Origin of the sequence: Saccharopolyspora soli, assembly GCF_022678645.1 — a bacterium.
Classification (GTDB): Bacteria; Actinomycetota; Actinomycetes; order Mycobacteriales; family Pseudonocardiaceae; genus Saccharopolyspora; species Saccharopolyspora soli.
This window is the reverse complement of record NZ_JALBWV010000071.1, coordinates 1-26,623: the sequence shown is the minus strand read 5'-3', so window position 1 is coordinate 26,623 and position 26,623 is coordinate 1. Positions and strand designations below refer to the sequence as shown.

At 68.1% G+C, this 26,623-nt stretch carries 24 protein-coding genes and 2 pseudogenes; 15 read left to right on the top strand and 11 right to left on the bottom strand.

Features of this window, described 5'->3' with window-relative positions; translation table 11 throughout:
* Positions 1 to 8: 8 nt before the first annotated feature.
* Complete coding sequence (locus MOQ72_RS36490) at positions 9 to 779, bottom strand: enoyl-CoA hydratase/isomerase family protein (RefSeq protein WP_242190399.1); 771 nt, start codon at positions 777 to 779, stop codon at positions 9 to 11.
* Entirely contained in the window at positions 776 to 1,876 is a 1,101-nt protein-coding gene (locus MOQ72_RS36485; RefSeq protein ID WP_242190398.1) for a CaiB/BaiF CoA transferase family protein, read from the bottom strand. Before MOQ72_RS36485 ends, MOQ72_RS36490 begins: the two co-directional genes overlap by 4 nt.
* Before the next feature lie 136 nt (positions 1,877 to 2,012).
* On the opposite strand from MOQ72_RS36485, the gene MOQ72_RS36480 reads away from it, so the two are divergent.
* Positions 2,013 to 3,254 carry an SLC13 family permease gene (locus MOQ72_RS36480; protein WP_242190397.1) on the top strand — a complete coding sequence of 414 codons (1,242 nt, stop codon included), beginning with the start codon at positions 2,013 to 2,015 and terminating at the stop codon, positions 3,252 to 3,254.
* 110 nt (positions 3,255 to 3,364) lie between these two features.
* Positions 3,365 to 4,582, top strand: a complete 1,218-nt coding sequence (locus MOQ72_RS36475) for a lactonase family protein (protein WP_242190396.1) — start codon at positions 3,365 to 3,367, stop codon at positions 4,580 to 4,582.
* Between the two features lie 14 nt (positions 4,583 to 4,596).
* On the opposite strand, the gene MOQ72_RS36470 is transcribed toward MOQ72_RS36475, so the two are convergent.
* Entirely contained in the window at positions 4,597 to 4,755 is a 159-nt protein-coding gene (locus tag MOQ72_RS36470) for a hypothetical protein (RefSeq protein WP_242190395.1), read from the bottom strand.
* Positions 4,756 to 5,001: 246 nt separating this feature from the next.
* Here MOQ72_RS36470 and MOQ72_RS36465 point away from each other — a divergent pair, with 246 nt between their 5' ends.
* The 4 genes and pseudogenes from MOQ72_RS36465 to MOQ72_RS45420 all read left to right on the top strand — a co-directional run.
* Positions 5,002 to 5,604 (top strand): (2Fe-2S)-binding protein, encoded by a 603-nt coding sequence (locus MOQ72_RS36465; protein ID WP_242190394.1) that lies wholly within the window; start codon positions 5,002 to 5,004, stop codon positions 5,602 to 5,604.
* 3 nt (positions 5,605 to 5,607) lie between these two features.
* Positions 5,608 to 6,585 (top strand): FAD binding domain-containing protein, encoded by a 978-nt coding sequence (locus MOQ72_RS36460; RefSeq protein ID WP_242190393.1) that lies wholly within the window; start codon positions 5,608 to 5,610, stop codon positions 6,583 to 6,585.
* Complete coding sequence (locus MOQ72_RS36455) at positions 6,582 to 8,729, top strand: xanthine dehydrogenase family protein molybdopterin-binding subunit (protein WP_242190392.1); 2,148 nt, start codon at positions 6,582 to 6,584, stop codon at positions 8,727 to 8,729. The genes MOQ72_RS36460 and MOQ72_RS36455 overlap by 4 nt, the downstream gene beginning before the upstream one ends.
* Positions 8,641 to 9,306, top strand: a pseudogene (locus MOQ72_RS45420) (hypothetical protein); the annotation flags it as partial. The gene MOQ72_RS36455 and the pseudogene MOQ72_RS45420, both read left to right, overlap by 89 nt.
* Positions 9,307 to 9,383: 77 nt before the next feature.
* Here MOQ72_RS45420 and MOQ72_RS36445 read toward each other — a convergent pair.
* Both MOQ72_RS36445 and MOQ72_RS36440 read right to left on the bottom strand, forming a co-directional pair.
* A complete protein-coding gene (locus MOQ72_RS36445) occupies positions 9,384 to 11,789 on the bottom strand; it encodes a glycoside hydrolase family 65 protein (RefSeq protein WP_242190391.1) in 2,406 nt (801 codons plus the stop codon).
* 10 nt (positions 11,790 to 11,799) lie between these two features.
* Positions 11,800 to 12,549 carry an HAD family hydrolase gene (locus tag MOQ72_RS36440; RefSeq protein WP_242190390.1) on the bottom strand — a complete coding sequence of 250 codons (750 nt, stop codon included), beginning with the start codon at positions 12,547 to 12,549 and terminating at the stop codon, positions 11,800 to 11,802.
* Positions 12,550 to 13,223: 674 nt separating this feature from the next.
* Between MOQ72_RS36440 and MOQ72_RS36435 the strand changes: the two genes are divergently transcribed.
* Positions 13,224 to 14,549, top strand: a complete 1,326-nt coding sequence (locus tag MOQ72_RS36435; RefSeq protein WP_242190389.1) for an MFS transporter — start codon at positions 13,224 to 13,226, stop codon at positions 14,547 to 14,549.
* Between the two features lie 155 nt (positions 14,550 to 14,704).
* Here the strand turns inward: MOQ72_RS36435 and MOQ72_RS36430 are convergent, their stop codons facing one another.
* From MOQ72_RS36430 to MOQ72_RS45410, 5 genes and pseudogenes are all read right to left on the bottom strand, one after another.
* Positions 14,705 to 15,151, bottom strand: a complete 447-nt coding sequence (locus MOQ72_RS36430) for a cupin domain-containing protein (RefSeq protein WP_242190388.1) — start codon at positions 15,149 to 15,151, stop codon at positions 14,705 to 14,707.
* Positions 15,152 to 15,590: 439 nt separating this feature from the next.
* Entirely contained in the window at positions 15,591 to 16,154 is a 564-nt protein-coding gene (locus MOQ72_RS36425) for a type 1 glutamine amidotransferase domain-containing protein (protein ID WP_242190387.1), read from the bottom strand.
* 169 nt (positions 16,155 to 16,323) lie between these two features.
* On the bottom strand, positions 16,324 to 17,295 hold the full coding sequence (locus tag MOQ72_RS36420) for an aldo/keto reductase (RefSeq protein WP_242190386.1): 972 nt from the start codon (positions 17,293 to 17,295) through the stop codon (positions 16,324 to 16,326).
* A 389-nt stretch (positions 17,296 to 17,684) separates the two neighbouring features.
* Positions 17,685 to 17,951 (bottom strand): NAD(+)/NADH kinase, encoded by a 267-nt coding sequence (locus MOQ72_RS45415; protein WP_242190420.1) that lies wholly within the window; start codon positions 17,949 to 17,951, stop codon positions 17,685 to 17,687.
* A gap of 38 nt (positions 17,952 to 17,989) precedes the next feature.
* A pseudogene (locus tag MOQ72_RS45410) lies at positions 17,990 to 18,319 on the bottom strand (hypothetical protein); the annotation flags it as partial.
* Positions 18,320 to 18,563: 244 nt separating this feature from the next.
* Between MOQ72_RS45410 and MOQ72_RS36400 the strand changes: the two are divergent.
* The 5 genes from MOQ72_RS36400 to MOQ72_RS36380 all read left to right on the top strand — a co-directional run bounded on the left by MOQ72_RS36400 (position 18,564) and on the right by MOQ72_RS36380 (position 22,949).
* Positions 18,564 to 18,716 (top strand): DUF1275 family protein, encoded by a 153-nt coding sequence (locus MOQ72_RS36400; RefSeq protein ID WP_277955227.1) that lies wholly within the window; start codon positions 18,564 to 18,566, stop codon positions 18,714 to 18,716.
* 42 nt (positions 18,717 to 18,758) lie between these two features.
* The gene (locus MOQ72_RS36395; protein WP_242190384.1) at positions 18,759 to 18,920 is read left to right on the top strand and encodes a hypothetical protein; all 162 of its coding nucleotides are present in this window, start codon (positions 18,759 to 18,761) and stop codon (positions 18,918 to 18,920) included.
* Between the two features lie 419 nt (positions 18,921 to 19,339).
* A complete protein-coding gene (locus tag MOQ72_RS36390; RefSeq protein ID WP_277955226.1) occupies positions 19,340 to 20,260 on the top strand; it encodes a serine/threonine-protein kinase in 921 nt (306 codons plus the stop codon).
* A gap of 395 nt (positions 20,261 to 20,655) precedes the next feature.
* Positions 20,656 to 22,137, top strand: coding sequence for a sensor histidine kinase (locus MOQ72_RS36385; protein WP_242190382.1), 1,482 nt, complete (start codon positions 20,656 to 20,658; stop codon positions 22,135 to 22,137).
* Between the two features lie 158 nt (positions 22,138 to 22,295).
* The gene (locus tag MOQ72_RS36380) at positions 22,296 to 22,949 is read left to right on the top strand and encodes a response regulator (RefSeq protein ID WP_242190381.1); all 654 of its coding nucleotides are present in this window, start codon (positions 22,296 to 22,298) and stop codon (positions 22,947 to 22,949) included.
* Here MOQ72_RS36380 and MOQ72_RS36375 read toward each other — a convergent pair.
* Positions 22,927 to 23,313 carry a response regulator transcription factor gene (locus tag MOQ72_RS36375; protein ID WP_242190380.1) on the bottom strand — a complete coding sequence of 129 codons (387 nt, stop codon included), beginning with the start codon at positions 23,311 to 23,313 and terminating at the stop codon, positions 22,927 to 22,929. The two genes, MOQ72_RS36380 and MOQ72_RS36375, sit on opposite strands and share 23 nt — an antisense overlap.
* Before the next feature lie 186 nt (positions 23,314 to 23,499).
* On the opposite strand from MOQ72_RS36375, the gene MOQ72_RS36370 reads away from it, so the two are divergent.
* The 3 genes from MOQ72_RS36370 (at position 23,500) to MOQ72_RS45840 (ending at position 26,055) form a co-directional block, all read left to right on the top strand.
* Complete coding sequence (locus tag MOQ72_RS36370; protein ID WP_242190379.1) at positions 23,500 to 25,017, top strand: MFS transporter; 1,518 nt, start codon at positions 23,500 to 23,502, stop codon at positions 25,015 to 25,017.
* A 202-nt stretch (positions 25,018 to 25,219) separates the two neighbouring features.
* Positions 25,220 to 25,939, top strand: a complete 720-nt coding sequence (locus MOQ72_RS36365) for an NAD(+)/NADH kinase (protein ID WP_242190378.1) — start codon at positions 25,220 to 25,222, stop codon at positions 25,937 to 25,939.
* Entirely contained in the window at positions 25,870 to 26,055 is a 186-nt protein-coding gene (locus MOQ72_RS45840; RefSeq protein ID WP_372495622.1) for an alpha/beta fold hydrolase, read from the top strand. Before MOQ72_RS36365 ends, MOQ72_RS45840 begins: the two co-directional genes overlap by 70 nt.
* The last annotated feature ends 568 nt before the right edge of the window (positions 26,056 to 26,623 follow it).

The window sequence follows — 26,623 nt, the reverse complement described above, 5'->3', positions numbered from 1 at the left end:
ATTCTCCTTCACTCGAAACTGGGCGGTCGGTTCTCGAGAAACGCCGCCACGCCCTCGGCGTAGTCCACTCCGCTATAAGCCTTGTCGTACAACGCGTCCGTGTCCGCGCCCGGCGGACTGGCCCGGCTCCGGAGCAGTCGCTCGATCAGGACCTTGCTCCCGGTCACGGACGTCCTGGCGCCACGCTTGATCGAATCCGAGAGCGAAAACGCCCGCGCAGCTACCTGATCCGCTGGCACCACTTCGTTCACCAGTCCGATGCGTTCCGCCGTGGAAGCGTCCACTTGCGATCCCGTGAACAACATCTGCTTGGCCCACGCCGACCCCACCGTGTCGACGAGTCGCTGCACGCCGGTCAGCGAATACACGAGCCCCACCTTCGCCGGCGTGATCGCGAACCGCGCGTCGGCCGCTGCGACCCGGATGTCGCACGCCAACGCGATCTCACACCCACCACCCACGCAGTACCCGCGCACCGCCGCGATCGTCGGCTTGGGCAGCCGCGTCAGTGCCTGCTCCGCCTCCTCCACCACGCCGTCGTATTCCCGGCCACGAGCAGGATCCCCACGCACCTGGCCGAACTCCCCGATGTCGGCACCCGCGCAGAAATCCGGTCCCCCGGTCACCACCACCACGCGCACCGCATCGTCGGCAGCCACCTCGCCCGCCAGGACGGCCAACCGACGCCACATCGCCAACGTCATCGCGTTGCGCTTCTCCGGGCGGTTGATCCGCAGCGTCGCCACTCCGTTCGAGACGGTCAACTCCAGCGCATTCACAGCGGAAAACCCAAATCCAGCACCACTTCATCGGTGTGCTGCCCCAGATTCGGCGGCGGAGAGTACGCGCGAGGCGCCTCGCCGTCGAACCGCCACGGCGACCCGACCGACCGCACCACCCTCAGCCGAGGATGGCACGCCTCGGTGACCAGGTCGCTGTCCGCAACGGCCTCCGCGACGGTGTTGATCCGCCCGGCCGGCACCCCGGCGGCCCGTGCTGCCGCGAGGACTTCCGCAGCCGGGATCGTCCTGAGTAGACGGACCAGAGACGCGTACAGCGCCACCCGGTTCACCGACCGAGCCGGATTGGTCGCGAACCGGACATCCGCCGCCAGCTCCGCGCACAACCGCTGCCACTGCCGGTCGTTTCCCACGGCCAGGTTCATGTGCCCGTCCGACACCTCGAACGTCCCATAAGGAGCGACCGTGCTGTGCTCATTGCCGTTGCGGTGCGGCGACACGCCGGTCGAAAGGAACGCCCCCGCGTGGTACGCGAGCATCGCGACCAGTGAATCCTGCATCGCCACGTCGATGTGCGCGCCCGCGCCCCTCCACACCAGCGCCGCGACGATCGCCTGCGTCGCGAACATCACGGTGGCCACGTCGCCGACCGGCACCCCGATCTTGGTCGGCGGGCCGTCCGGTGCGCCCGTCAGGCTCATCCACCCCGATGTGCCCTGCACGACCTGGTCGTACCCGGGCAACGCGACGTCCAGGCCGTAGCCGGAGATCGCGCAGTACACGACGTCCGGCGCGCGCTCGGCCACCTCGGCGTACCCCAGCCCCTGGCGGTCGGCCGTGCCCGGCATCCAGTTCTGCACCACGAGTTCGGACCTGGCCGCCAGCGCGAGCGCCTTCGCGATACCGGCCTCCGTCTTGAGGTCGAGCACCACACTGCGCTTGTTCCGGTTCACGGAGAGGAAGTACGCCGCTGTGTCCCCGACGAACGGCGGCCCCCAGCGGCGGGAGTCGTCGCCGTGGCCGGGCCGTTCGACTTTGACGACGTCGGCCCCGAGGTCGGTCAGCGGCATGGTGAAGTACGGCCCCGAGAGCGCCTGCGTGAAGTCGGCGACGCGGATGCCGCTCAGAGGAAGCACTGTCGAACACCTCCTTGTGCCGTTATTCGGAACAAATTGATAGGTTGTGCCGTGATGAGAACCACCGTATGGTCGGCGGCAACGGCCGTCAACTGACCGTGAGCGGCCCCTCGCGTCGGGAACGGAGGCTACGCCGGTGCTGGTCCACATAATCGGCTTGGCGGTCTTCGTGCTGCTGTTCGTGCTTTCGGTCATTCGCCCGGTCAACATGGGCATCCTGGGTTTCGCCGCAGCCTTCGTCGTGGGGCTCGCGGTGGTCCACCAACCGGCCAGGACGACCATCGCCGGCTTTCCCGTGGATCTGCTCGTGATCATCGTCGGCGTCACACTGCTCTTCGGGATCGCGCAGGCCAACGGCACGGTGCAGTTGCTCGTCGACGCGAGCGTCCGACTGATCCGCGGCCGGGTCGCGTTTCTGCCATGGCTGCTGTTCGTGCTGTCGACGGTCCTCTGCGGAATCGGCGCCCTCGGGCCCGCGGTGATCTCGATCCTGTTCCCCGTCGGCATGGCCGTCGCCGCCACGCACGGGATCCAGCCGACGCTGATCGCCACGATGGTGGGCTTCGGCGCCGTTGCCGGTGGCTTCGCGCCGCTGGGGATCTACGGGATCATCGTCACGCAGTCGCTGAAGTCCGAAGGCATGCCTATCGACAGCGGCGAACTGGCCATCGTCGTCTTCGTCGCCGCGCTGCTGGCCGGAGTGATCGCGTACCTCACGGCGGGCGGCCCGCGGCTCTGGCGAGTGCGGGCCGAGGTCGACGCGACCAAGCCGAAGCTCGCCACCTCTCTTGAGCAGAAGTGCACCATCGCCGCAATCGTCGTGCTCGTGACCGGCACCGTCGGTTTCGACCTCGACATCGGCTTGCTCGCCATCACCCTCGCCGCGGTGCTGGGTCTCGCGTTCTCCGCGACGCTGACCAAAGCCACGCACCACATCAGCTGGAACGTGGTGCTGCTCCTCGGCGGGGTCATGACCTACGTCGGGGTCCTGGACAAGGCTGGGACCATCGGCTGGCTCGGCGAGCGGGCCAGCACCATCGGGACTCCGCTCGTCGCGGCACTCGTCATCTGCTACATCGCGGGCGCGGTCTCCGCGTTCGCGTCGACCACCGGGATGCTCGGCGCGCTCGTCCCGTTGTGCATCCCCCTGCTCCGAGTCGGCCACCTCGGGACGCTCGGGTTCGCCGCCGCGCTTTCGCTGTCAGCTGCGCTCGTCGACACCTCGCCGTTCTCGACGGTCGGCGCGGTCGCGATCGCCAGCGCGCGCGAGGAGCAACGTCCTGCGGTCTACCGCAGCCTGCTGCGCGTGGGCCTGACCTTGGTCGTGGTCGCACCCCTCGTCTCGTGGGCGGTGCTCATCGCCCCGGGCTGGCTTTGAGGAAAACGGTATTCGAGGTGCTCATGTCACTTTTTCGACGCTCTCTGGCCCTGTTTCTCGGAACGGCATTGACGGCGGCAGGTGCTCCCGCGGAAGCACGAACCGATGAAGTGCCCGCCGATTTCCAAGGCCGTGCGCTGACGCTGATTTCCGACGCCGACCAGGTTCCGTCGGCCTACGTGGACGGAGTGCTCGGGCCGCGCGAAGGTCGTGACGCCCTCTCGACGATTCCTCTCAGCGAAGGTGTCGCCCATCGGACCGACGTGAGCAACTCGGTCGCCGGCGCACCGGCCGCGCTCACGGTGTCCCCGGACGGTCGCTACGCGTTCGTCGCCGAAACCCTCGGCGAGGCCGGGCCCGGTGCGAAGCGGTCCAGCGACCTCGCCCCGGGCACGACGCTGACGCTCGTCGACGTCCGCAACACCGGGGCACCCCGCGTTCTCCAACGGATCCATGTCGGGAAACGACTGGAGACCGTGGACATCAACCCCGCTGGCGATCTGCTCGCGGTCGGGTTGAACCCCGCCGACGGACGCGGGGTCGCGTTCGTGCCCTTCCACGACGGCCGCCTCGGCACCCCGAGCTACGCGCAGTTCCCGGGTGTCACCGGTGACACCCGGATCTGCGACGTGACTTGGCACCCGAATGGTCGCTTCCTCGGCGCGACGCTGTGCGACACGGGCCGCGCCGTGTTCGCCCAGCTGCAGCGGAGTGCCGACACCGTGTCCCTGCAGCCGTGGGGAGATTCGCTCGCGACGGGAAAGTACCCGTTCAAGCTCGTCTGGTCACCCGACGGCCACTACGCACTGGTCAACAACCTCCAGTGGGGCCCGGACGTCAACGGGTTCTGGACCGAGGCGCCGCCGGGGAACGTCGCCAGCGTGCGGTTCGACGACGGGCCCGCGAAGCACCACGAGGTCGTCGACCGCGCCCCGACCGGCGTGTCTCCCGAAGGGCTCGTGATCAGTCCGGACGGCCGCTCGGTCGTGACGACGAACCTCGAACGCAGCTACGTCCCCGCCGGTGATCCGCGCCGGACGGAGTACTCGTCGTTGTCCCTGCTGACCTTCGCGCCGGACACCGGCTGTCTCGGGCACGCTGGTGAATTCCCCTTCGACGGCATGCTGCCCGAGTCGGCGGTGTTCGACGCTTCCAGCCGCTACCTGGCGGTCACGAACTTCGACCACTTCGACGACAGCGTGCCCGGCGGCAGCGTGGACTTCTGGCGGGTCACCGGTGACCCGCTGAACCCGCGTCCGGTCCTGGTGCGGACCGATCACCGCATCCCGGTGCAACGCGGCCCGCACACGGTCTTGTTGGTGCGCTGATGAAAACCGGAAGCTCAGCCGGGCAGCACGTGCCCGACCCAGGCGGCGACGGCCGTGTGCAGCTCGGTTGCGCGCGGGCTCAGGTTGAAGTCGTGGCCAGCCGTCGGGAGCACGAACGCGTCGAGCGGGGGAGCAGACGCATAGTACGGCCCCTCTTCGCGCAGGATGCCCACGGTGCACGTGGTGGTGAGGTAACGGCAAGTCCCAGTACGTGGAGTTGCAAGTCGCTCCGGGTGCCAGCACCATCACGGTTTTCGCGCCGCCGGGCACGCACAGCGTGCCGTGCACGACACCGTTGTCGATCTTCTCTTGCCGCCGCAGGATTTACGTGGCCGTGGTCACCGGGGCGTATCGATCCCGGACTCGCTGAAACGTCGGTTGTGAAACGTCAGTCCCGCAAACACCGAGGAGGCGGACGGATGACGTCCGATGCCGAAATCTCCGAAACCCCTTTCGGCGCTTTGAGCCGCCGGCAGTTCGTCACGGCCGCGGCCGCGGTGGGCGGCGCGGTGGGGGTGCCCACGCTCGTTGGCGACGAGGCCGAGGCCGGCGAGCAGGAGCCGCCGATGATCCGGGTCACGATCAACGGTGAGGTTCACGAGGTTGCAGTGGACAGTCGGACGTCGATCCTCGACCTCCTGCGGGAAAGGCTGCACCTCACCGGTACCAAGAAGGGTTGCGACCAGGGAGCCTGCGGCGCCTGCACGGTCCTGCTCGACGGCCGCCGCGTGGTCTCCTGCCTCACGCTGGCCGTGATGTACTCGGGCGCCGAGATCACCACGATCGAAGGTCTGGCCGACGGCGACCGGCTGCACCCGTTGCAGCAAGCGTTCATAGACGAGGACGCGTTCCAGTGCGGCTATTGCACTTCCGGGCAGATCATGTCGGGGATCGGCTGCATCCGCGAGGGGCACACGGGTTCGCGCGACGAGATCCGGGAGTCGATGAGCGGCAACATCTGCCGGTGCGGCGCCTACCGGAACATCGTCTCGGCGATCGAGCGGACTGCGGCGGGGCGGTGAGCTGTGTTCCCTTTCACCTTTACCGCTGCGGCGTCCGAGGCTGACGCGTTCGCCGCCGGTGCCGCGGGTGCGCGCTACATCGCGGGCGGCACGACGCTCGTGGACCTGATGCGCGAGACTGTCGAACGTCCGGAGTCGCTTGTGGACATCAACCTGCTGCCGTACCGCGAGATCCGGGTCGACACCCGTGGGTTGGTCGTCGGCGCGCTGGTGCGCATGAGTGACCTCGCCGCGCACCCGCTCGTGCGGTCGCAGTTCCCGGTGATCTCGCAGGCGCTGGAGCTGAGCGCGTCCGGGCAGATCCGGAACATGGCCTCGATCGGTGGCAACCTGATGCAGCGGCCGCGGTGTGTGTACTTCCGAGACGTCGCTTCGCCGTGCAACCGCCGTGATCCCGGCTCGGGCTGCGGGGCGCGGGAAGGCGTCAACCGCACCCACGCGATCCTCGGTGCGAGCCGCGACTGCGTGGCGACCCACCCGTCGGACCTGGCGGTGGCGCTCGTCGCGTTGGACGCCCAGATCGTGCTGCGCTCGCAGTCGGGCGATCGGCGGGTGCCGGCCGCGCGGTTCTTCCGGCAGCCGGGCACGACCCCGCAGGTCGAGCACGACCTGCGGTCTGGCGAGCTGATCCGGGCCGTCGAGGTTCCGGCGGGGCCGCACACGGCTCGTTCGGGCTACCTCAAGGTCCGCGACCGGCAGTCGTACGAGTTCGCGCTCACGTCGGCTGCCGTCGCGCTGGACCTCCGCGGTGGCGTGGTCCGCGACGCGCGGGTGGCGGCCGGGGGCGTCGCCACGGTGCCATGGCGATTGCCCGCGGTGGAGCACGCGTTGCTCGGGCGGGCGCCGTCCGCGCGGGTGTGGGAGGACGCGGCGGCGCGGGCCGCCGACGGCGCGGAGCCGTTGTCGGGCAACAGGTTCAAGGTCGAGCTGCTCAAGCGCACCGTCGCGCGGCAGCTCTCGGTGATCGGAGGCCGGTCGTGACCGAAGTGGTGGGACAGCCGCGCTCGCGGGTCGACGGCAGGCTCAAGGTCACCGGCGGGGCGACGTATTCCGCGGAGCACCAGATACCGGGACTGGTCCACGCGGTTTTGGTGAACAGCACGATCACCCGCGGTCGAATATCCACTGTGGATATAGGGCGCGCGCTCGCGCTGCCCGGCGTGCTCCGCGTGCTCCACGACTTCACTGGCGTGCGGCTCGCCTATGACCCTGCCGAGATCCACTTCGCCGGCCAGCCGGTGGCGGTGGTCGTCGCGACCACGCTGGAGCAGGCCATGCACGGCGCGTCGCTCGTCGAAGTCACCTACGAGTCGCAGGTCCCGCTCACGGATTTCACCGCGCCCGAAGCGGTGGCAGCGCCCGCGAAGCAGAGCCCGGACTATCGCCGCGGCGACGCGGACGCCGCGCTGCGGACGGCCCACACCGTCGTCGATCTCACCTACACGATCCCGCGGGAGCACCACAACCCGATGGAGCTGCCAGCGATGATCGCGGTGTGGCAAGGGGATCGGCTCACGGTCTACGACAAGACTCAGTGGGTGCAGGGCACGGCCGCCGACCTCGAGAAGGCGTTCGGGCTGCCCACGGGCAACGTGCGCGTCATCTCGCCGTTCGTCGGCGGCGCGTTCGGTAACGCCGGCGTGACGTGGCCCCACGAGGTGCTCGCCGCGTTCACCGCCCGCGAGCTGCGGCAGCCGGTGAAGTTGGTGCTCACCCGCAAGCAGATGTACAGCGGTGTCGGGTTCCGGCCCGCGAGCCGGCAGCGGCTCGCCCTCGCGGCCGGCGCAGACGGTCGGCTCACCGGCCTGGTCCACGAACCGCACACCGAGACGTCGCGCTACGAGCAGTACGAGGACCGCCTGGTCGACGTGCCGCGGTTCCTCTACCGGACCCCGAACCTGCGTTCGGAGTACCGCGTCCACGCGATCGACACCAACACGCCGACGTTCATGCGCGGGCCGGGGGAGGTGTCCGGCGCGTTCGTGCTGGAGTCCACGATGGACCAGCTGGCGCACGAGCTCGGGCTCGACCCGATCGAGCTGCGCCGACGCAACGAGCCGTCGATGGACCAGGCCACTGGGCAGCCGTTCAGCACCCGGCGGATCCTCGACTGCTACACCGACGGCGCTCGCCGGTTCGGCTGGGATCGGCGGTCACCCCGGCCGCGTTCGCGCCGCGACGGCGACTGGCTGATCGGCCTGGGCATGGCCGCGGCCGCGTACCACAACAACCGCCGCGACGCGTCGGCGTCGGTGCGCGTGCACGCCGACGGCACGGCCGAAGTGGCGAGCGCGTCGAGTGACATGGGGCCCGGCACGTACACGTCGATGACGCAAGTCGCGGCGGACACGTTGGGCCTGCGGATGGAGCGGGTTACGTTCCGGCTGGGTGACTCCACGCTGCCGAAGGCGCCGCTGCACTCCGGGTCGCGCACCATGGCCAGCGTCGGCTCCGCGGTGCTCACGGCGTGCTCGAGCGTCCGCGACCACCTGGTGCGCCTGGCCGTCGTCGACCCCGCGTCACCCCTGCACGGCGTGAAACCGGAGGATGTCTCGGCGGCCGACGAGCGTCTCTACGTCACCGATGAGCCGAACCGGTCCGACACCTACCAGCGGATCCTAGCCCGGCGCGGGATGTCGCATGTGGACACCGAGCAGACCTGGTCACCCGGCGACGTCGACGACCACTACTCGTCGTACGCCTACGGCGCGGTGTTCGCCGAGGTCGCGGTCGACGAGTCCCTAGGCCTGGTGCGGGTGCGGCAGATGACTGCCAGCTACGACGTGGGCCGTGTGGTGAACCCGAAGCTCGCGCAGAGCCAGGCGATCGGCGGGATGGTGGCCGGCATCGGCATGGCGCTGCTCGAGCACAGCACGGTCGACCCGCGCGACGGCCGTGTCGTCAACGCGAACATGGCCGACTACCTCGTGCCCGTGAACGCCGACGCCCCCGAGCTCGACGCCGTGTTCCTCGACAGCAGCGATCCGTTGACCGATCCGCTGGGCGTCAAGGGACTCGGCGAGGTCGTGATCGTCGGTGTCCCGGCGGCCATCGCCAACGCGGTGTTCAACGCGACCGGTGTGCGCGTCACCGACCTGCCGATCACGCTCGACAAGTTCCTGTGACTCGTGCGGGTTTGCGGGCGGTCCAATCACCGGTCAGGTGCCCGGCTTTCCCTTCTGGCGCGAGCTCAAGGATGGGTTCTGCATCGGGCGCTGGGCTGAACCTGCCGTGGCTGTCGATGCGGACCACGCGGTACGGCCCGGAGTCCAGCTTCTCGCGAAGTTGTTCTACCAGTACGAGATCGATGTCGGGCAGGTCGCCGAAGTGTGGCGCCGCGGCTCGGTCGTGGGCTCCTGGCTCGTCGACCTGACCGCGGACGCACTTGCCCGGTCACCGAAGCTGGAGGAATTCACCGGGCACGTCTCGGACTCCGGCGAAGGTCGATGGACCGTGCTGGCGGCGGTCGATGAAGGCGTACCGGCCGCCGTGATCACCACGGCGCTCACCGAACCCGGGCACGTCGTACGCGGCCAATACGACGGCTACCGCGACGAACCAGGAGTCGCCCCCGATTCGCAGACCGAGACGTTCACCGCGCTGTGGCTGGAAGTGGACAACTGGCGCTGGGCCGATGTGCCGTTCTACCTGCGCTCCGGTAAGAAATTCGCGCAGCACCGCGAGGTGATCACGCTTGGCCTGCGCGAGCCGTCCCTGAGAACCAGTGGTATCTGGAAGACGCTGGCGACGCCGTGCGGAGATAGATTTCGGTCTGAAGGTCATTGCTCGGGGACCAGGCCGATGGGCCGCAGCTCCTGGCCAGGCACGGGAGACGGGCGGCGGTGGGCCGGGGCGCGTCCGGCGGGTTGGCGCGGTGCGGGATTCTGCGGCGGTGGCGGGATCGGGAGGGTGATCGGTTTGTCCTGGGTGAGCGTGATCGGTTGGCCGTGATGTGAGGTGTGCACGTCGTTTCCGCGGCGCAGCTCGTAGGTCGCCTCGTCGCGCTGGATGGTGACGCAGATCCTGCTGTCGTGGAAGCACACGCGAATATCGATGCTGCTGAGTTCGGGAGGCAGTCGGGGCGCGAAGGTGAGTTTGCCGTCGTGGTCGCGCATGCCACCGAACCCGGCGACCGCGGCGATCCAGGCACCGGCCAGCGAAGCGATGTGCAGGCCCTGGGCCACGTTGTGATGGATGTCGTAGAGATCGGCCAGGGCTGCCTCGGCGAAGTAGTCGTAGGCGAGTTCGAGATGGCCGACCTCGGCGTTGAGCACCGCCTGCACGCCCGCGGACAGCGAGGAGTCCCGCACGGTCAGCGCCTCGTAGTACGCCACGTTCCTGGCCTTCTGCTCGGGGGTGAACGCGTCGCCGCGCAGCCACATGGCCAGCACCAGATCCGCCTGCTTGATCACTTGCTTGCGGTAAAGCTCGAAGTAGGGATAGTGGAGCAGCATCGGGTAGTGCTCCGGAGGTGTGCTGGCGAAGTCCCAGGGGGCGTGCTGGGTGAATGACTCGGACTGCGGGTGCACGCCGACCGTTTCGTCGAAGGGCACCACCATCCGGTCGGCCGCATCCCGCCAGTAGGCGGTCTCCTCCTCGTCGACACCGAATTCTCGGGCCAGATCGGGGCTTTGCTCGCAGCGGCTCGCGGCCTCGCGCAGGTTCTTCTGGGCCATGAGGTTGGTGTAGGTGTTGTTGTCGACGATCGCGGTGTACTCGTCGGGGCCTGTAACGCCGTCGATGCGGAATCGGCCGTGCGCGTCGTGGTGGCCCAGCGACGTCCACAGCCGCGCGGCGTCCACGAGCAGTTCCAGTCCGCACTCGGCCTCGAAGTCCTTGTCGTCGGTGGCGGCGAGGTAGCGGGCGGTGGCATCGGCGACGTCGGCGTTGATGTGGAACGCCGCGGTGCCGGCCGGCCAGTAGCCGGAGCATTCGTCGCCGTTGATGGTCCGCCACGCGAACGCGGCCCCGGCCTGGCCGAGCTGCGCTGCCCGAGTGCGCGCCTTGTCCAATGTGGAGTGCCGCCACCGCAGCGCCTCCCTGGCAGCGTCCGGGACGGTGTATGTCAGCACGGGGAGGACGAAGGTTTCGGAGTCCCAGAAGGCGTGTCCGTCGTAGCCCGGGCCGGTGAGGCCTTTGGCGGGGATCGCTCGGCTCTCCCCGCGGGCACCGGCCTGGAGCACGTGGAACAGTGCGAACCGGACCGCCTGCTGCAGTTCGGCGTCGCCGTCGATCTCCACGTCCGCGGCATCCCAGAATTCGTCCAGGTAGGCGCGCTGCTCGTCGAGCAGGCCCTGCCAGCCGCTCTGCCGGACACCGGCCAGTGCCGCCTCCACCTGCGCCCGCAGGGCCTGCGGGGACCGCTGGCTGGACCATCCGTACGCGAGGTACTTGGTCAGCGCCAGCTTCCGCCCTTGGGGCACCTCGGCGGCTATCGTCAGTCGGGCAAGGTCGCCCTCGGTCCAGTTCTCCGTCGACACCCCTGCAGGCGCGTCCACCTCGTGGTCCATCGCCACGGCCATGCGCAGGCCGGACCGGCGCGTGTGGTGGCCCAGCACGGCGCGGCTGCCCTCGCCCATGGAGAAGTCCGAGACCAGGGCGCCTTCCAGGACGGCGGCCACCCGCGGGTCGTCGGATTCCCGCTCGATCGGCTCGTTGGCCAGCAGTTCGGACTGCACCACGAGTTGTGCCTGCCCGTCCAGCGGCTCGACCTCGTAGTGGATCGCGGCGATGGCGCGCTGGGTGAACGACACCAGCCGCTCCGAGGTGATCCGCACGTGCCGCCCGGTCGGCGAGATCCACTCGGTGTTCCGACGCAGCGTGCCGGAGCGGAAGTCGAGCACCCGCTCGTGGTGCGGGGCCGAGCCGTAGCGCATATCCACCGGCTCGTCCTCGACCAGCAACCGGATGATCTTGCCGTCGGTGACGTTGACCAGGCTCTGCCCGTCTACCGGGTCGCCGTACCCGGCCTCGGCGTAGGGGAGGGGGCGCCGCTCGTAGAAGCCGTTGAGATAGGTGCCGGGCAGGCCGCGAGGTTCGCCCTCCTCGAACGAACCGCGGAATCCGATGTGGCCGTTGGACAGCGCGAAGGTGGACTCGGTCCGGCGCAGGGCGTCGAGGTCCAGCCACCCCCACCGCAGCTCCCACGGGGCCACCTCGTAACCGGCTTGCGGACGGTTCGCCACTGCTTCACCCCTAAAAGGTCGTCGGTTTCGCGGCGAGGATGTCGGCCAGGTCCGACACCACGAGGTCCGCGCCGTGGGCGCGCAGTTCGTCCGCATGGTGGGTGCGGTCCACACCGACCACCCAGCCGAACCCACCGGCCCGGCCGGCCTGCACGCCGGCGAGCGCGTCCTCGAACACCGCCGCCTCGGCCGGTGCGACGCCGAGGGCCTGGGCACCGGCCAGGAAGGAGTCTGGCTCCGGCTTGCCGCGCAGCTTTTCCCTGCTGATCACCAGGCCATCGATCCGCGCATGCACGAACCGGCTCAGGTCCGCGGCATCGAGCACCGAGGCGCCGTTCTCCGAGGAGGTGACCACGCCGACGACGAGTCCGGCGTCCCGCACCGCCTCCAGATAGCGCACCGATCCCGGATACGGTTGCACCCCGCGCTCCTGGATGATCGCGAGCAGGACCTCATTCTTCCGGTTGCCTATCCCGTGGACGGTGTCCGCCGTCGGCGGGTCGTCGCGGCTGCCCTCGGGCAGGGTGATGCTGCGGGAGGCGAGGAACTGGCGCACCCCGTCCGCCCTCGGCCGGCCGTCCACGTACTCGAGGTAGTCACCCTCGGTGAACGGCCGGAACCGCTCGCTTTTCCGCTCCTGCAGGAACGCGTCGAAGGTCTGCTTCCAAGCGGCCATGTGCTGTGCGGCGGTACTGGTCAGCACACCGTCGAGGTCGAACAAGCACGCGATGATCCCATCCGGAGCCACCTGGACCCGCATGCTGCCCGTGCGACCTGACTCTCCCATGCTCGCTGGCCTTCCCACCCAACCATCACCGGCGGCCGATCCCGCAGGGATTTCGCCGACTGTCTGATGGCACCGATGCCGCTAACGCTCCAGGCACAGCGCCCGACGGCCCAGAGCACTACGTCCCTGCTCGGATGGTTCCGCTGAGCAGGTTGGCCTGGCCGTCCGGACTTGACGGACACTGTCTCTTGTGGACTGCGCTGGTGGCGAGGGGTCGCGGATCGGGCCCTGCCATCCCGACGGCGCGAACGGCCTGTTGATCGGCGCATGAGGGTTGGTGGGAACTGCGTGTCGGTGATCGCCCAGCTAATGCAGGCCGATGCCGACACCGTTCAAGACCACGGGGCTTGGCGGATGAAGTCCGGGGAGACGGCCGAGGAGGCCAAAACGACCTCGTCGTGAGAAGGCAGCACCGCGATTCTCCACGTCGCCGCAGAGCTTCCGCTCGCACGCGGTCTCAGCGGTCAGCATGGACTCGGTCGCAGAACGCGCCCGGTGAGCACGGCCACGATCGACCAGTGGTGGCCAGACCAAAGCCACGTTCGCTGTGAACTCTCTCGTCTACGAGGGGTCAACGACTCCGCCTCCACTGCCCGCAGGCTCGCTGTGCTGGCACTGCTGCCGTGGTCCATCGTCGGTATACGGCCATGTGGCCGCTCGATCATCGACCTGCGGCGAGGAACACGGCTCAGGATGTCGTCGACGCCGCTCCGACGCTTGGCGTCACCGAAGGACGGTGTCAAACGATGACGTTCATCAACCCGGTGGTCCGGTTCCTCTCCGGCAGTGGCTTGCCGCGGTTCGGCCGACGCGGCGGTTTCGCTGTGGTCGCCTATGCGTTCACAGTGACCATGATCGGGACGACCCTGCCCACGCCGCTGTACCCGATCTACAGCAGCGAGTTCGGCTTCTCCGAACTGATGGTCACCGTCATCTTTGCGACCTACGCGGTCGGCGTGATCGCCGCGCTGCTGCTCTTCGGGCGCATGTCGGATGAGGTCGGGCGGCGAAGGGTGCTGCTGACAGGGTTGGCGCTGTCCGCACTGAGCACTGTGGAGTTCCTCGTCGCTCACGGGATCGGGCTGCTGCTCGTGGGCCGCTTACTCTCGGGACTCTCGGCGGGGATCTTCACGGGCACGGCTACGGCGACCCTGGCGGACCTCGCGCCGCGCGAGGGGGCCGAGCGTGCGACGGTGGTCGCCACGTTGGCCAACATCGGCGGCTTGGGCTGTGGTCCGCTGCTAGCTGGTCTGCTCGCACAGTTCGCCGTCGCACCGCTGCGGCTGACGTTCTGGGTGGACCTTGCTCTCGTTATCCCGGCAATGGTGCTCGTGTGGGCCGTTCCGGAGCCGGTGCGGGCTGAAGGCCGTGTTCGCCTGCGTCCGCAGCGCCTGCGGGTTCCTCCGCAGGCACGGACGGCCTTCGTGCGGGCCGGCTTGGCGGCCTTTGCGGGCTTCGCCGTGCTGGGCCTGTTCACGGCGGTGGCGCCGGATTTCCTCGCCTTGGTGCTCGGCATCGACAACCACGCGATCGTCGGTCTGGTCGTGTTCGCCGTTTTCGCAGCATCGACAGTCGGTCAGACCATGCTGGTTGCCGTCTTCAGGACACGCGCCCTGGTCGTCGGCTGCGTGGGTTTGATCGCGGGTATGGGCCTGCTCGCCCTCGGCCTCGCACTGGCATCGCTGGTCCTGGTGGTCTCCGGTGCGGTCGTAGCCGGAGCTGGCCAGGGGCTGAGCTTCCGCACCGGCCTGGCGGCAGTCAACCAGGCCGCGCCGCCGAGGCAACGAGCTGAGGTCGCCTCCAGCTTCTTCGTCGTGGCCTACGTGGCGATTTCCGCGCCAGTCGTTGCCAGTGGCGTCATTGCCCAACTGCAAGGCGTGCGAGCAGCAGGGCTGATCCTCGCCACCCTGGTGGCCGTGCTGGCAGCGACCGTCCTGATCCTGCTGGCCCGTACACCCCCAGGGCACCGGTGACGAACACCGCACGCCCACCGACGCCCGCAACGCAACGGCAACGACTCGTAACGAGCGCATCGATTCGTCGTCACGTTGTGCGGCGGGTACTGCGGGCACCGCGGTGGTTACCGCCAATGGTCAACGCATAGCGTGCCCGCTGCGGTGACAGCGCTCTATCCCGGCGCCGTGTACTCGATCGCGGGCTGCTCGATGTATTCATCGAGGTCGGGGAGGTTGACAACGATCGGGTCCGTGCCGGAGCGCACCACCACCCAGACCGTCTCGGACTCGGCGGAGGCGTTGATCTCCTGGTGAACGATGTGAGCGGGGACGAACACGAAGTCTCCGGGGCCAGCTTCGGCGAAGTGTTCCAGCCGGTCCCCCCACCGGAACCGGGCCGTTCCGCTGATTATGTAAAGGACTGTCTCCTGGTCTCCGTGATGGTGGGCGCCAGTGGCCGCGCCGGGCTTCACGGTGCTCCGGAACGCCGACAGATGGTCCGCATCAGGGTTGCGGGCATCGAAAGCTACCTCGCGGACGAGCCCGGACGTCTGCGGCGTATCGCCCTCGAGAGCTTGACGGTGCACGATCCTGACGTGCTTGGCGGAGATGTCATTCATGATTGTCGGTTCTCCCGGTGTCAAGTGCTCCTCATTTGCTCGCGACCGGGCCATGACGACCGCCGACTGCGAAGAGGAGTTAGCCAGACGATTGCCAGGTCCATGAACTCCGAGTGTTTCCTGCCATTTATCTCTCAGGATCGGATGTCGAGCGGCTCCTCGATATCGACGGCGCCATGAAGCAGTTTCGCGTACCAGGCCTGCTGACGGCCCAGACCGTCTTGAAGTCGAAGATCGACAAACCAGACCGACGACTAAACGAAACAGCGCCGCCGGTTGGGCAGCGCCCAGGGCCTATGGTCCTGAGCGAGCAGGTCGACCGGGCTCGGTCGCGCAGGCTGCCCCTGGTAACCGGTTCCAAGACTGAAAACGCCGGTACCAGAGGCGCCGAACAGCAGTCCCGGATTGTCAAACAACCCCTGTCGGTGGAGCTCTTTGCCTAGCCGGGGACCGCGTGCCTTCCCTCGGCGAACTCCTCAACGATCTTCGCATTGAACGCGGGAAGATCCTGGGGTCCGCGACTGGTCACCAGCCCCCTGTCGGTCACTACCTCCTGATCCACGACGTTTCCCCCTGCGTTGCGCAGATCCGTGCGCACACTGGGAAACGAGGTCACTGTCCTACCCCTGACAACGTCGGCCTCCACCAAGCTCCACGGAGCGTGACAGATCGCTCCGACCGGCTTGCCGGAGTTGACGAAATCCCGCACGAAGGCCACCGCCGCGGCATTCTGACGAAGGTTGTCCGGGTTGACCGCCCCGCCGGGAAGCAACAATGCGTCGTAGTCATCGATGTTGACCTGAGACACCTCGCGATCCACCGGAAAGCGGTCCGCCGGATGAATGTCCTGGTTCATCGCCTGGACCTCGCCCGAGCGGATCGACACCAGCTCGGTCTGCGCGCCCGCGTCCTCGACCGCCTGGCGCGGTTGCACCAGTTCCACCTGCTCGACCCCGTCAGCAGCCAGAATGGCCACCCTCCGACCACGAAGCTCGTTCGCCATGACGTCCTCCCCACCTTCGCTAGCGCAAGTGCGCGACCGTTGCGTTTGAACTACCCACATCGCCACAACCGAAAAACATGATCATTTGGGGCGGTAGCCGAACCAGGGCGAGCAGCGTGTTCCGTGTGATCCCCTCGCGCAGTGGACCGCTGGTTGAGGTCAGTCGCGGCTAGAGCACGCCCTCGGGTGTTGCGCCCTCCACTGGGACACCGTCGGCGATGATCTCATCGATTCGCGAGAGGTCGTTCTCGCTCAGCTTGACGTCGGCGGCTGCGGCACTGGCCTCGATGTTGGCGCTGCTGCGGGCTCCGACGATGGCGACATCCACGCCAGGTTGCGCGAGCACCCACCCGATCGCGAGCTGGCTGACGCTGATGCCGCGCTCCGCCGCGAACTCTTCGAGCCTTCGCACCACGGCCAGGTTGCGTTTGAAAGCCTCACCGGTGAACGCGGTCGCCTTGCTGCGCCAGTCATCGTCTTCGAAGGTCGTGCTCTCGTCGAACCGGCCGGTGAGGAGTCCGCTGCCCAGCGGACTGTAGGTGAGCACACCGATGTTGTGCTTACGGGTGTACGGCAGGATGTCCGCCTCGATACCTCGCCGGAACAGGTGGTAGGGCGGTTGCAGCGTGTCCACCGGGCGCACCTCGGAGAACTCTTCCATCTGCCTGACGTCGTAGTTGGACACGCCGACGTACCGGATCTTTCCCGCCTCGACGAGTTCCTGGAGCGCGCCCGCCGTTTCCTCGGCCGGAACCTTTTTGTCCGGCCAATGGACCTGGTACAGGTCGATGGTGTCGACCCCGAGCGCGCGCAGGCTCTCCTCCACACCGCGGCGCAGGTAGTCCGCCGAAGCGTCGCGACCACCGCCGTTGGGCAGGATGCCGCCCTTCGTCGCGATGACCACGCTGTCGCGGTCGTGGGTGATCTCCTTGCGCAGTGCCTTGCCTAGCAGGCGTTCGGATGCGCCGAAGCCGTAACCCTGGGCGGTGTCGAAGAAGTTGATGCCCAGGTCCAGTGCGTGGCGGATGGCGGAAGTGGCGCCATCTTCGTCGAAACTGCCCCAGTCCCCACCCAGTTGCCAGGTCCCGTAGGCAATCCGGGAGACATGAAGGGTGGTCCTGCCAAGGATGGTCGTCTGCATGTCTTATCCGTTCTTTCGACGCTCGATCGCTTGTCTTGCTGAGCACCTCGGCGGTGTCGCTTCCGAAAGCCACCAAAGCGAGGGCGATCAACGAGCGGTACCACCGCGACGTCGTCGCAGTCGCTGTGGTACAGGTCCGCGATGAAACGTTGAGCTTCGGCCACGGCGGCCCCCGAGCCCGCAGGCTGGTCGCGCTCATGGCTTCCTCTTGCGTGCCAACGGCCTGGTCGTTGAGGTCGGTGGCACGTGGGTTTGCCGCGAACCGGCCCCCCGCGCTACGCCCCGTCGAGGAGATCACCACCAGCCATTAAAAGGAAAATGGCCATCTCCTGCCGAGATGCGACATCAATCGCATGCGTTCAGCGTCCGCCTGCGGCCGGTGGTAGTCATCACTGCCAGCGAGGAAGCGCGGTTGCAGGAGACCGCACTCTCCGACTTCCGGCTAGCAGGGGTACGACTCGCGCCGCGGCGGCGTCGACGGTGATGTCGATGAGCTTGCCGGGTTGCGGGTGCGCGACGAGCTGGCCGTCGACCTCCACCCCGAGGTGGCCACTGGTGGGCAGGATTCGCAACGCGAGCTTCTCATGCTGGGACAGGAACAGGGCGCGGTTGAAGGCGGAGTGTGGCGCCACCGGCGTGACCAGGAGCCCTTCCACCGGGGCGAGACGATCGGCCCGCCCGCGAAGAAGCTGTAGGCGGTGGACCCGGTCCGGGTCGCGACAACGACGGCGTCCGCAGCGCAACATCGCCCTGTCCGAGGGCGGATTGCAGCAGATCCCACCCCAGGCTTCCAGTCAGCAGGGGGCGAGGACGACGGCTGGCCGTGACGACAGAACCCTGGCGCGTCGCGAAGCTGGACAAGACCAGATCCACGGCGGAGGTTCCCATGCTGCTTGACGATTCGACAACAGCCAGGTCCGTCCTTCTGCAACGGGTGCAGCCCGCGATGACCGGGCTGATCGACGGCTCGCTGTCGACCCTGGCGCCGATCTTCTCCGTCGCTTTCGCCACGCACCGCCCGCATTACGCGTTATTGGCGGGGCTGGCGACAGCGATCGGGGCAGGCGTCAGCATGGCGTTCTCCGAAGGGCTTTCGGACAGCGGCGACCTCACCGGCCGCGGCAACCCCTACCTCGGCACGCCGACGCGCGTCGGTTCGAACGGGCAGGGATTGGCGCTCAAGCCCGTTCGACCACCGCGTGCTGGCCCCGTTCCTCCTAGTGCTGACCGCGGCCACCGGGCTCATCGATGCGGTGAGCTAGCTGTCGTTGGGGCACGTGTTCGTCGCCGATATGACCGGCAACGTGGTGTTCCTGGGCTTCGCCCTGCAACAGGGAACCGGACTGTCCCCAGCGGTATCCGCGGTCGCGATCGTCGGTTCCTCTCCGGCGCGGTGCTCGCACGTCTGTCACCTCAAGTGAAACCTGCCGTTCGATGCCCGCTGCCGCGGTCGTCTGGTCAGCGTGCAAAACCAGTTCTCACCGGCTTTTCGGTTCAGCGAGTCGGAGCGCGACCTGTGCGCGGAAATGGACATCGCGTTCCTGCCGTGGAGTCTGCTGGGCGGGATCGCCCGCGCCGGCGAGTTGGGCTCGCGCTTCGCGTTGTTCGCGCGGGTGGCGGCCTAGCAGCGGCGACGTCGGTGCTTCTGGCCGCGTCACCGCTGGTCGAGGGAGAGTCAGCGGACGCTATTGCGAGAACGGCAACGAAGCCCTTCCCGACGACCATGTCACCACCAGCGCCACGCCGGAGATGTCCGGGGTGGCGCCCCACGCACTGGGTCAACTCGCGGTAGGGACGGCGAGATCGCACCCACGACCCATTGACGCCAGTGCTGTCCACAAAGGACGTTCACCTGCGAAAAAGCTAGACGAAGCTCGGGACAAACCCGTGCAGTTCAGTACGGTACAACGAGGTTCAGGAAAAGGCGCCACTCGACGCACCATCGATGCCGACTCGTGTGCACGGCAGGATTCCGGCTAGCCGGTAGCGAGGTTGGGCGCTCGCCGTGACGACATCAGGCGGACACCAGCGCATCGTTACCCCTATGAAGGCGCTCGCGGACCCACCCGATACGGACTTACGTCCGACGCTCGCGGAGCGACCGGCGACCACGTGTGCCGAGACCGCTCCCGCAGCAGGTCACGTGTCAGGGCCTGCCGGGCGGCTCGTGGCCAACCGTTACACCTTGCGGTCGGTACTGGGTCGCGGGGGAATGGGACTGGTTTGGGCCGCCGTGGATGAGCTGCTGCACCGGTCTGTGGCGCTAAAGCAGCTCACTGTGAGCGATCCCGTTTCCGAGAAGTGCCGCAAGGCGGCCTTGGTGCGGGCGCTCGGCGAGGCACGTGCGGCCGCGCGTGTCAAACACGACGGCGTGATCCGGATCTATGACCTGGTCATGGAGAACGGGCACCCCTGGATCGTCATGGAGTTGCTGTCGGGGCGAACGCTTGCCGAGGCGATTCAGGCTGACGGGCCGCTCCCGGTCGAGCAGGTGGCCCGTGTCGGACTGTCGTTGTTGAAGGCGCTGCGGGCGACACACCGGGCGGGCATCGTCCACTGCGACGTCAAGCCGGGCAACGTGTACCTCTGCGATGGCGGGCGTGTGGTTCTCACCGACTTCGGCATCGCGTGCGCCGCGGCCGACGGCGCCGACTGTCCGCACATGTTCGCTGGCAGCCCGGCCTACGCCTCGCCCGAGCAGCTCCACAAGGATCCAGCCAGGCCGGCGTCCGACCTGTACTCACTCGGCGCGACACTGTTCGCGGCCGTCGAGGGCAGAACGCCCTTCAACAAGGACGACCTCGTGGCCACCATCACCGACATGACCGAGGACGAGCACGAGCCCGCACCGTTGCTGCCTGCGGGCCCGTTGCGCCCGGTCATCGAAGGCCTGCTGGCCAAGCAGCCGCACCAGCGGCTGACGGCCGATCAGGCCGAGGCCGCCCTCCGGAGGAGCCCAACATGACCACCAGGTGACCGTGGCGAGCCGGGAAGCCAGCCACGAAAGAGCTCGTGCGCATGAAAATCACCCACGAAGGTCGCGGCGGCATCTCGTAGATGAAGGCAATGGCCGCGTGACCGGGCAGACTCAGGCCGAGAACCTCGGCGAACGAGTGACTGCGCGCTGTCCCGGCCGATCTGGTCGTCTCGATGAGCAAGAACGACGCGAAAGACCGGCCCTTCGGGCCAAGCCCAGTTCCTGACCGGAGAGGTGCACTGCGGCCAGCCACGCTCCCCACTTCCGCGGAGGCCGTAGTGGCATCCCGTGCGTATGGTGGTGCGCATCGCAGGCGATATCCATTGGGGTGCCGCGTGATCCATTGGGGTGCCGCGCGGGTAGTGATGAGAGCGCGGCGGCGAATGAGGTCGCCCGTCGCACGCTGGTTGTACGGGCTGCTCGCCAGCGTGGCGATGGTCGCGGCGGTGACCGGCGTGGTCGCGCTCCTCGATCCGATCGTTCCGGCGCCTTACCTGCTGGTGCTCTACCTGCTGGCGGTCATGTCAGTGGCGATCCTGTGGGATACCGTGCTTGCGGCGATCACCGCGCTCCTGGGCACCGCGGTCTACGCGTATGCGTTCTTTTCCCCCGGCTATTCGTTCAGCGTTGCGGAGTCGCAGAGCCTCGCCGCGTTGGGCGTCTTCCTCGTCACGGCGGTCGTCGTGGGCCGGCTCGCGTCCCGGCAGCGGCGGGCGGCGCTGGAGTCGGCCCGCTTGTCGGAGGAGCAGTCCGCGTTACGCCGAATCGCGACACTGATCGCGCGGTCGGCCCCGCCGTCAGAGGTTTTCGAGGCCGTGACTCGCGAGGTCGGCCTGCTCGCAGGTGCCGATCTCGCGCGCCTAGAGCACTTCGAAGCGGACGGGACCGTGACCGGCGTGGCCGTCTGGAGCAGGGTGCAAGTCCAACCGGCCGTCGGCACGCGGTGGACCCTCGACGGGCCGAGCATCGCCCGCTACGCGGGCCACAGCGGTGGTCCGGTTCGGGTCGAGAGCTTCGCCGACGCCACAGGTGCGATCGCCCGAGAAGCGCGTGAGCTGGGTATCCGCTCGTCGGTTGGCTGCCCGATCCTCGTGGCCGGGCGGCCGTGGGGGGTGATCGCGGCCTCGCGGAAGCACGACGAACCCTTCCCGGCGAACACGGAGGCACAGCTCGCGAGCTTCAGCGAGCTCATCGCCGTCTCCATCGAGAACGCGGAGGCCCGGGCTGAGCTCGCCGCGTCACGCGCGCGGGTGGTCGCCGCCGCGGACGAGGCGCGGCGGCGACTGGAGCGGGATCTGCACGATGGTGCGCAACAACGGCTCATCTCGCTGGCGCTCGAGCTGCGCATGGTCCAGGATGCGGTGTCCGAGGAGGTACCGGAGCTATACGCCCACATCGGCCGCATCACCGGGAGACTCGCCGAAGCGCTGGAGGAGCTACGCGAGATCTCGCGCGGTCTGCACCCCGCGATCCTGTCCGAGGGCGGCCTCGGCCCGGCACTGCGTGCACTCGCCCGGCGAAGCGCTGTCCCGGTCGAGCTGCACGTCGACACCAGCTGTCGGTATGCACCTCCGGTGGAGGTGACGGCGTACTACGTCGTGTCCGAGGCGCTCACCAATACGATCAAGCATGCCGACGCATCACACGTGGAGGTAACCGTCGAGCGGCACGACAGCACACTGCGGCTGTGCGTCCGTGACGACGGTGCCGGCGGGGCGGAACCGCGAGGGGGATCGGGTCTGATCGGATTGCGGGACAGGGTCGAGGCAATCGGCGGATCTGTCGACATCACCAGCCCCGTCGGCCAAGGCACGGTGATCGAGGTGTCGCTTCCCGTCGAGCAAGCGAACAGCAGACCGTCCTGAGGCGACGCCGGTCAGCTAGCCCCGAATGCCAGCTAGCGGCCACCAGGCGAAGGGTGAGTCCGCTCCCCATACAGCCTCCGGTCCGTATAAAGGCGCAGGTTGGCCGATACTGGTGGCGTGACGGGGGCGCGAAACCGCGACTGGGTGGAGGCGCGGCCATGACCGGCACCCGGGTGATTTTGGCTGAAGACGACGTCCTGCTCCGCGAGGGTCTGGCCAGCCTGCTCGATCGGTCGGGTTTCGAGGTGGTGGGGCAGGCCGACGACGCCTCCGTACTCCTCACGTTGGTTCGGGATCACCGCCCCGATCTGGTGGTGGTGGACATTCGGATGCCCCCGACCCATACCGCGGAAGGCCTGGAGGCAGCTCGGGTGATCCGCCAGGAACTCCCCTCCGCGGGCATCCTGGTGCTCTCCGCCTACGCCGAGGTCGAGCACGCGATGGAACTGCTGGCCAGCGGCTCCGGGGTGGGGTATCTGCTGAAGAGCCGGGTTGCCGATGTCGCCGAGTTCCTCGACACGCTCCAGCGGATCGCCGAGGGGGGCACGGTGGTCGACCCGGCGCTGGTGCAGGAGCTGGTGTCGGCCCGGCGCCGCGAGGACCCCCTGGCCGTGCTGAGCAGTCGGGAGCGGGAGGTGCTGGCGTTGATGGCCGAGGGCAGGTCCAACGTCGGCATCGCCCACCAGCTCTGGGTCACCGAGGGGACGGTCGAGAAACACGTCCGCAGCATCCTGACCAAACTGAGCTTGCCGGAGACCGAGGACGACCACCGCCGGGTGCTGGCCGTGGTCACCTTTCTCGAGGCCCGGTAGCCGCATCGCCGAGCAGGTCGTCGATGGCGCGGGCGGACAGGGCGACCTTGGGTAGGAACCCGATGGCCGGGCTGTCAGTGACCAGGTCGCGATAGTTCTGCTCGGCGTGGGCGGAAATCAGAATGATCCACGGCGCCGGATCTGTCCGACGGGACAGCTGACCGGCTAGCTCCAGACCGCTCTCCTCGCCGAGATTGATGTCGACCAGCACCACATCCGGTCGCAGCTCCTCGACCCGCTGCAGCGCCTCCTCACCGTTGGACGCCACGGCGGCGACCGTGATCCCCTGCGCCGCCAACAGCCGGCGAGCCGCGGCCAGGAAGCCGGGGCTGTCATCGACGATCACACAACGCACCACCACCACCTGAGCATGGCAACCGCGGCCCGCCGCACGCATCCCTGCTAACTGGAACCGCACGGTTCGTGGGTCTGGTTTGCAGCTAGCCCCCAGCGAGGACGGGTGCTGGCGCCGAGGACTTCCCGTCTGTGGCGGGCGCATGCTCTCCAAGGTGACTGGCCGGATTTGGACACCGCAGACGAGGGGCATCCGATGACATCCGAAGCTGCGCGCCCACCACGGTCGGCGGCGGGAGCGTCGGATGAGGATTACGTCCCCGATCGGCGGCGGTGGTGGGCGCTGGCGGTGACCCAGGCGGCAGTGTTCATGAGCCTGCTCGACGTCAGCATCGTCAACGTGTCGCTGCCGTCTATTCAGCGCGATCTGGGTGCATCACCGGGCGCTGCGCAGTGGGTGGTTTCCGGATACGCCCTGACGTTCGGTCTCGTGCTGGTGCCGTCGGGACGGTTGGGTGACACGGTAGGGCGGCGCAGGATGTTCTTGATCGCGCTGGTGGCATTCGTGGCCACGAGCGCGTTGTGCGGGGCGGCGCCGAGTCACGAGTTGTTGGTGGTAGCGCGGCTGCTGCAGGGCGTCGCCGCCGGGCTGCTGGCCCCGCAAACCTCGGGCCTGATCCAGGAGCTGTTCCGTGGTGCCGAGCGCGGGAAGGCGTTCGGTGTTTTCGGCTCCACCACCGGGCTGGCCACCGCAGTTGGTCCGGTGGTCGGCGGTCTTATCCTGGCCGCGGTCCCGGGGCCGAGTGACTGGCGTTTGATCTTCTACGTCAACGTGCCGATCGGGTTGTTGGCGCTCGTTCTCGCCAGCCGACTCGTGCCCGTGACACCGCGCTCCGGTTGGGGTTCGGCGCACTTTGACCTGGTTGGCTCGCTACTGCTCGGCGGCGGAGTCCTCGGTCTGCTGCTGCCACTGGTGGACAGTTCCGAAAGCGGTGGACTGAGCAAGTTGTGGTGGTCGTTCTTGGTGGCTGCGGTGTTGTTCGCCGCGTTCCTGTGGTGGGAACACAGGACCATGCACCGGGGTATGCAGCCCCTGCTGGATCCGCGGCTGGCCCGCACGCCGGGCTATCCACCCGGGGTGGGCATCGCGTTGACCTACTACATGGGATTCACCGGCATCTGGCTGGTATTCGCGCTGTTCTTCCAGAACGGACAGGGCTACTCGCCGCTGCGTTCGGGGCTGATGGTCACTCCGTTCGCGTTGGGCGTCGCGGTCTCCGCAGTGGTCGCCGGAGGGCTCGTGGCCCGGCTGGGACGCTGGTTGACGGTGATCGGTCTGGTGGCAGCTGTGTCCGGGCTGGTGGGAACCGCGCTGACCCTGCGCCTTGCCGACGGCGGTCCGGTGGTGTGGCTGACGTCGGTGTTACTGCTGGTGGCCGGGCTCGGCAGTGGCGCGGTGACCTCGCCGAACATCACCCTGACACTGGAGCGGGTGCCGGTGCGGATGGCGGGCGCGGCCGGTGGGGCGCTCCAGACCGCGCAACGCATCGGTGCGGCGATCGGGACCGCCGCGCTGGCCAGCGTCTTCTACACGGTGCTGTCCGCGACCGGACGCCACTACGCCGTGGCGATATCCAGTGCGCTGTTGTGCGCAGCGGGATTCATGCTGCTGGCTCTGGTAATGGCGATCATCGAGACGGTGATGCATCGATCACGAGAGGGGTCCACCGCCGCGCCGACACGATCATCGGAACGCGCCAGCCACCATCTCTAACAAAGATGCCGCCGCCTCCTGCCACATCCCCGAACCCCGCGCAGACCCATGGAGTCCGCTCTCGCCGAGTTCGCCCGAATGTTCCGGCCGACCGGCGTCTTGTGTTCGAGTTGGTCGGGGCCGGTGGCGTGAAAGGGGGCCGGTCATGGGATTGGTCAAGAGCGTTGGTCTCGTTCTGCATCCCAGTCGGCGGTGTTCCGAGGTGCTCGAGACGATCGGGGCGTGGGCGGTCGCCCGAGGAATCGAGGTCTGCGGTTTGGCCGAGGAGGTCGCCGCCTACCAGTACCCGATCACGCCCCTGGAGACCGCCCTGGTGGGCCAGCGCGCCGATCTCCTGGTCAGCCTCGGTGGTGACGGCACGATGCTTCGCGCTCTTGCGCTTGCCCAGGCACACCGGGTGCCAGTGCTCGGGGTGAACCTCGGGCGGCTGGGTTTCCTGCCCGAGATCGACCCTTCGGACCTGGATTCGGCGCTGTGCGCTGTGGACGAGAACCGCTTCACCGTCGAGGAGCGATCCGGGTTGCAGATCACCAGCGCGGATGGTTGTGCGGTCGCGTTCAACGACATCGCTCTGGTGCGCGCTCCTGGCCGCCCGATGGCGGCGGTCGAGATCCACATCGAAGGGCACCCGTTCGTCCGCTACGCCGCCGACGCCGTCGTCGTCGCGACCCCGACCGGGTCCACCGCCTACAGCTTCGCCGCCGGCGGGCCGAGTCATGAACCGGCACAGGAACTCGTTGCCGCGGATGGTGCGTTGATCGAGACCGACGTCGACGGCGCCGGACCCGACGTGGTGATCCTGCCGTCTACGGCCGGGACGGCGGCGAGGACTTCAACGCGTTCACCGCCGCCTTGGCCAGCGCGGGTTACCGCGTCCTACGTCCCCAACCGCGCGGCATCGGACGATCGACCGGACCGATGACCGGCGTCACCATCGACGACCTCGGTGCCGACATCGCGCACGTCATCAACGAACTCGGCCACGGACCCGCCGTCGTCCTCGGACACGCTGTCTCCGAATCCCGATCACGGAAGTGACATCGATTGGGTTTCGGCCCGGTTGTCACGTCGGGTGGGCGCCGGGTTCACGGGTCCGGGCTTGGTCTTTCGTGTGGGGGACGAGGACGGAGTACAGCTGCGGCTGCACCAGATCGGCCGTTCGCGCCGTGCCCAGCGACCTCCCGGCGGGACCGGCTCCGGCACCCGCCGCGTGATCACCTTGCGCAACCGCGTCATCAACGCCCCAGCATGCAAGCCGTGGACCCGGCTGCCCGAGGCCACTGCGAGCACCCGCATCCCAGCGAACTGCGACTCAACCGGCCGGAACCTCAAACTACCCAGACGGAATGCTGTCAGGGCGACCAGAAACATGCGGCGTCGGTCGAGAGCTTGGGTCCTTGGTTCGATGGTGCGGCGTCAGAGTCGGTGACCGGACACGAGATGCCGGGGCGAATAGCACGGCGCCTCCGCCCTTTCCGATCGTCACCTCTTTCGCCGCGCCGCCGTCGGTGAGGGCCGTGCTCCTGGCCGGACGGCGGCGTTTTCGGTGTTGGGTTGTGGGTATGGCCCGTCCCCGTGTCCCCGGCTGCGGGGACGGGCCATGGCT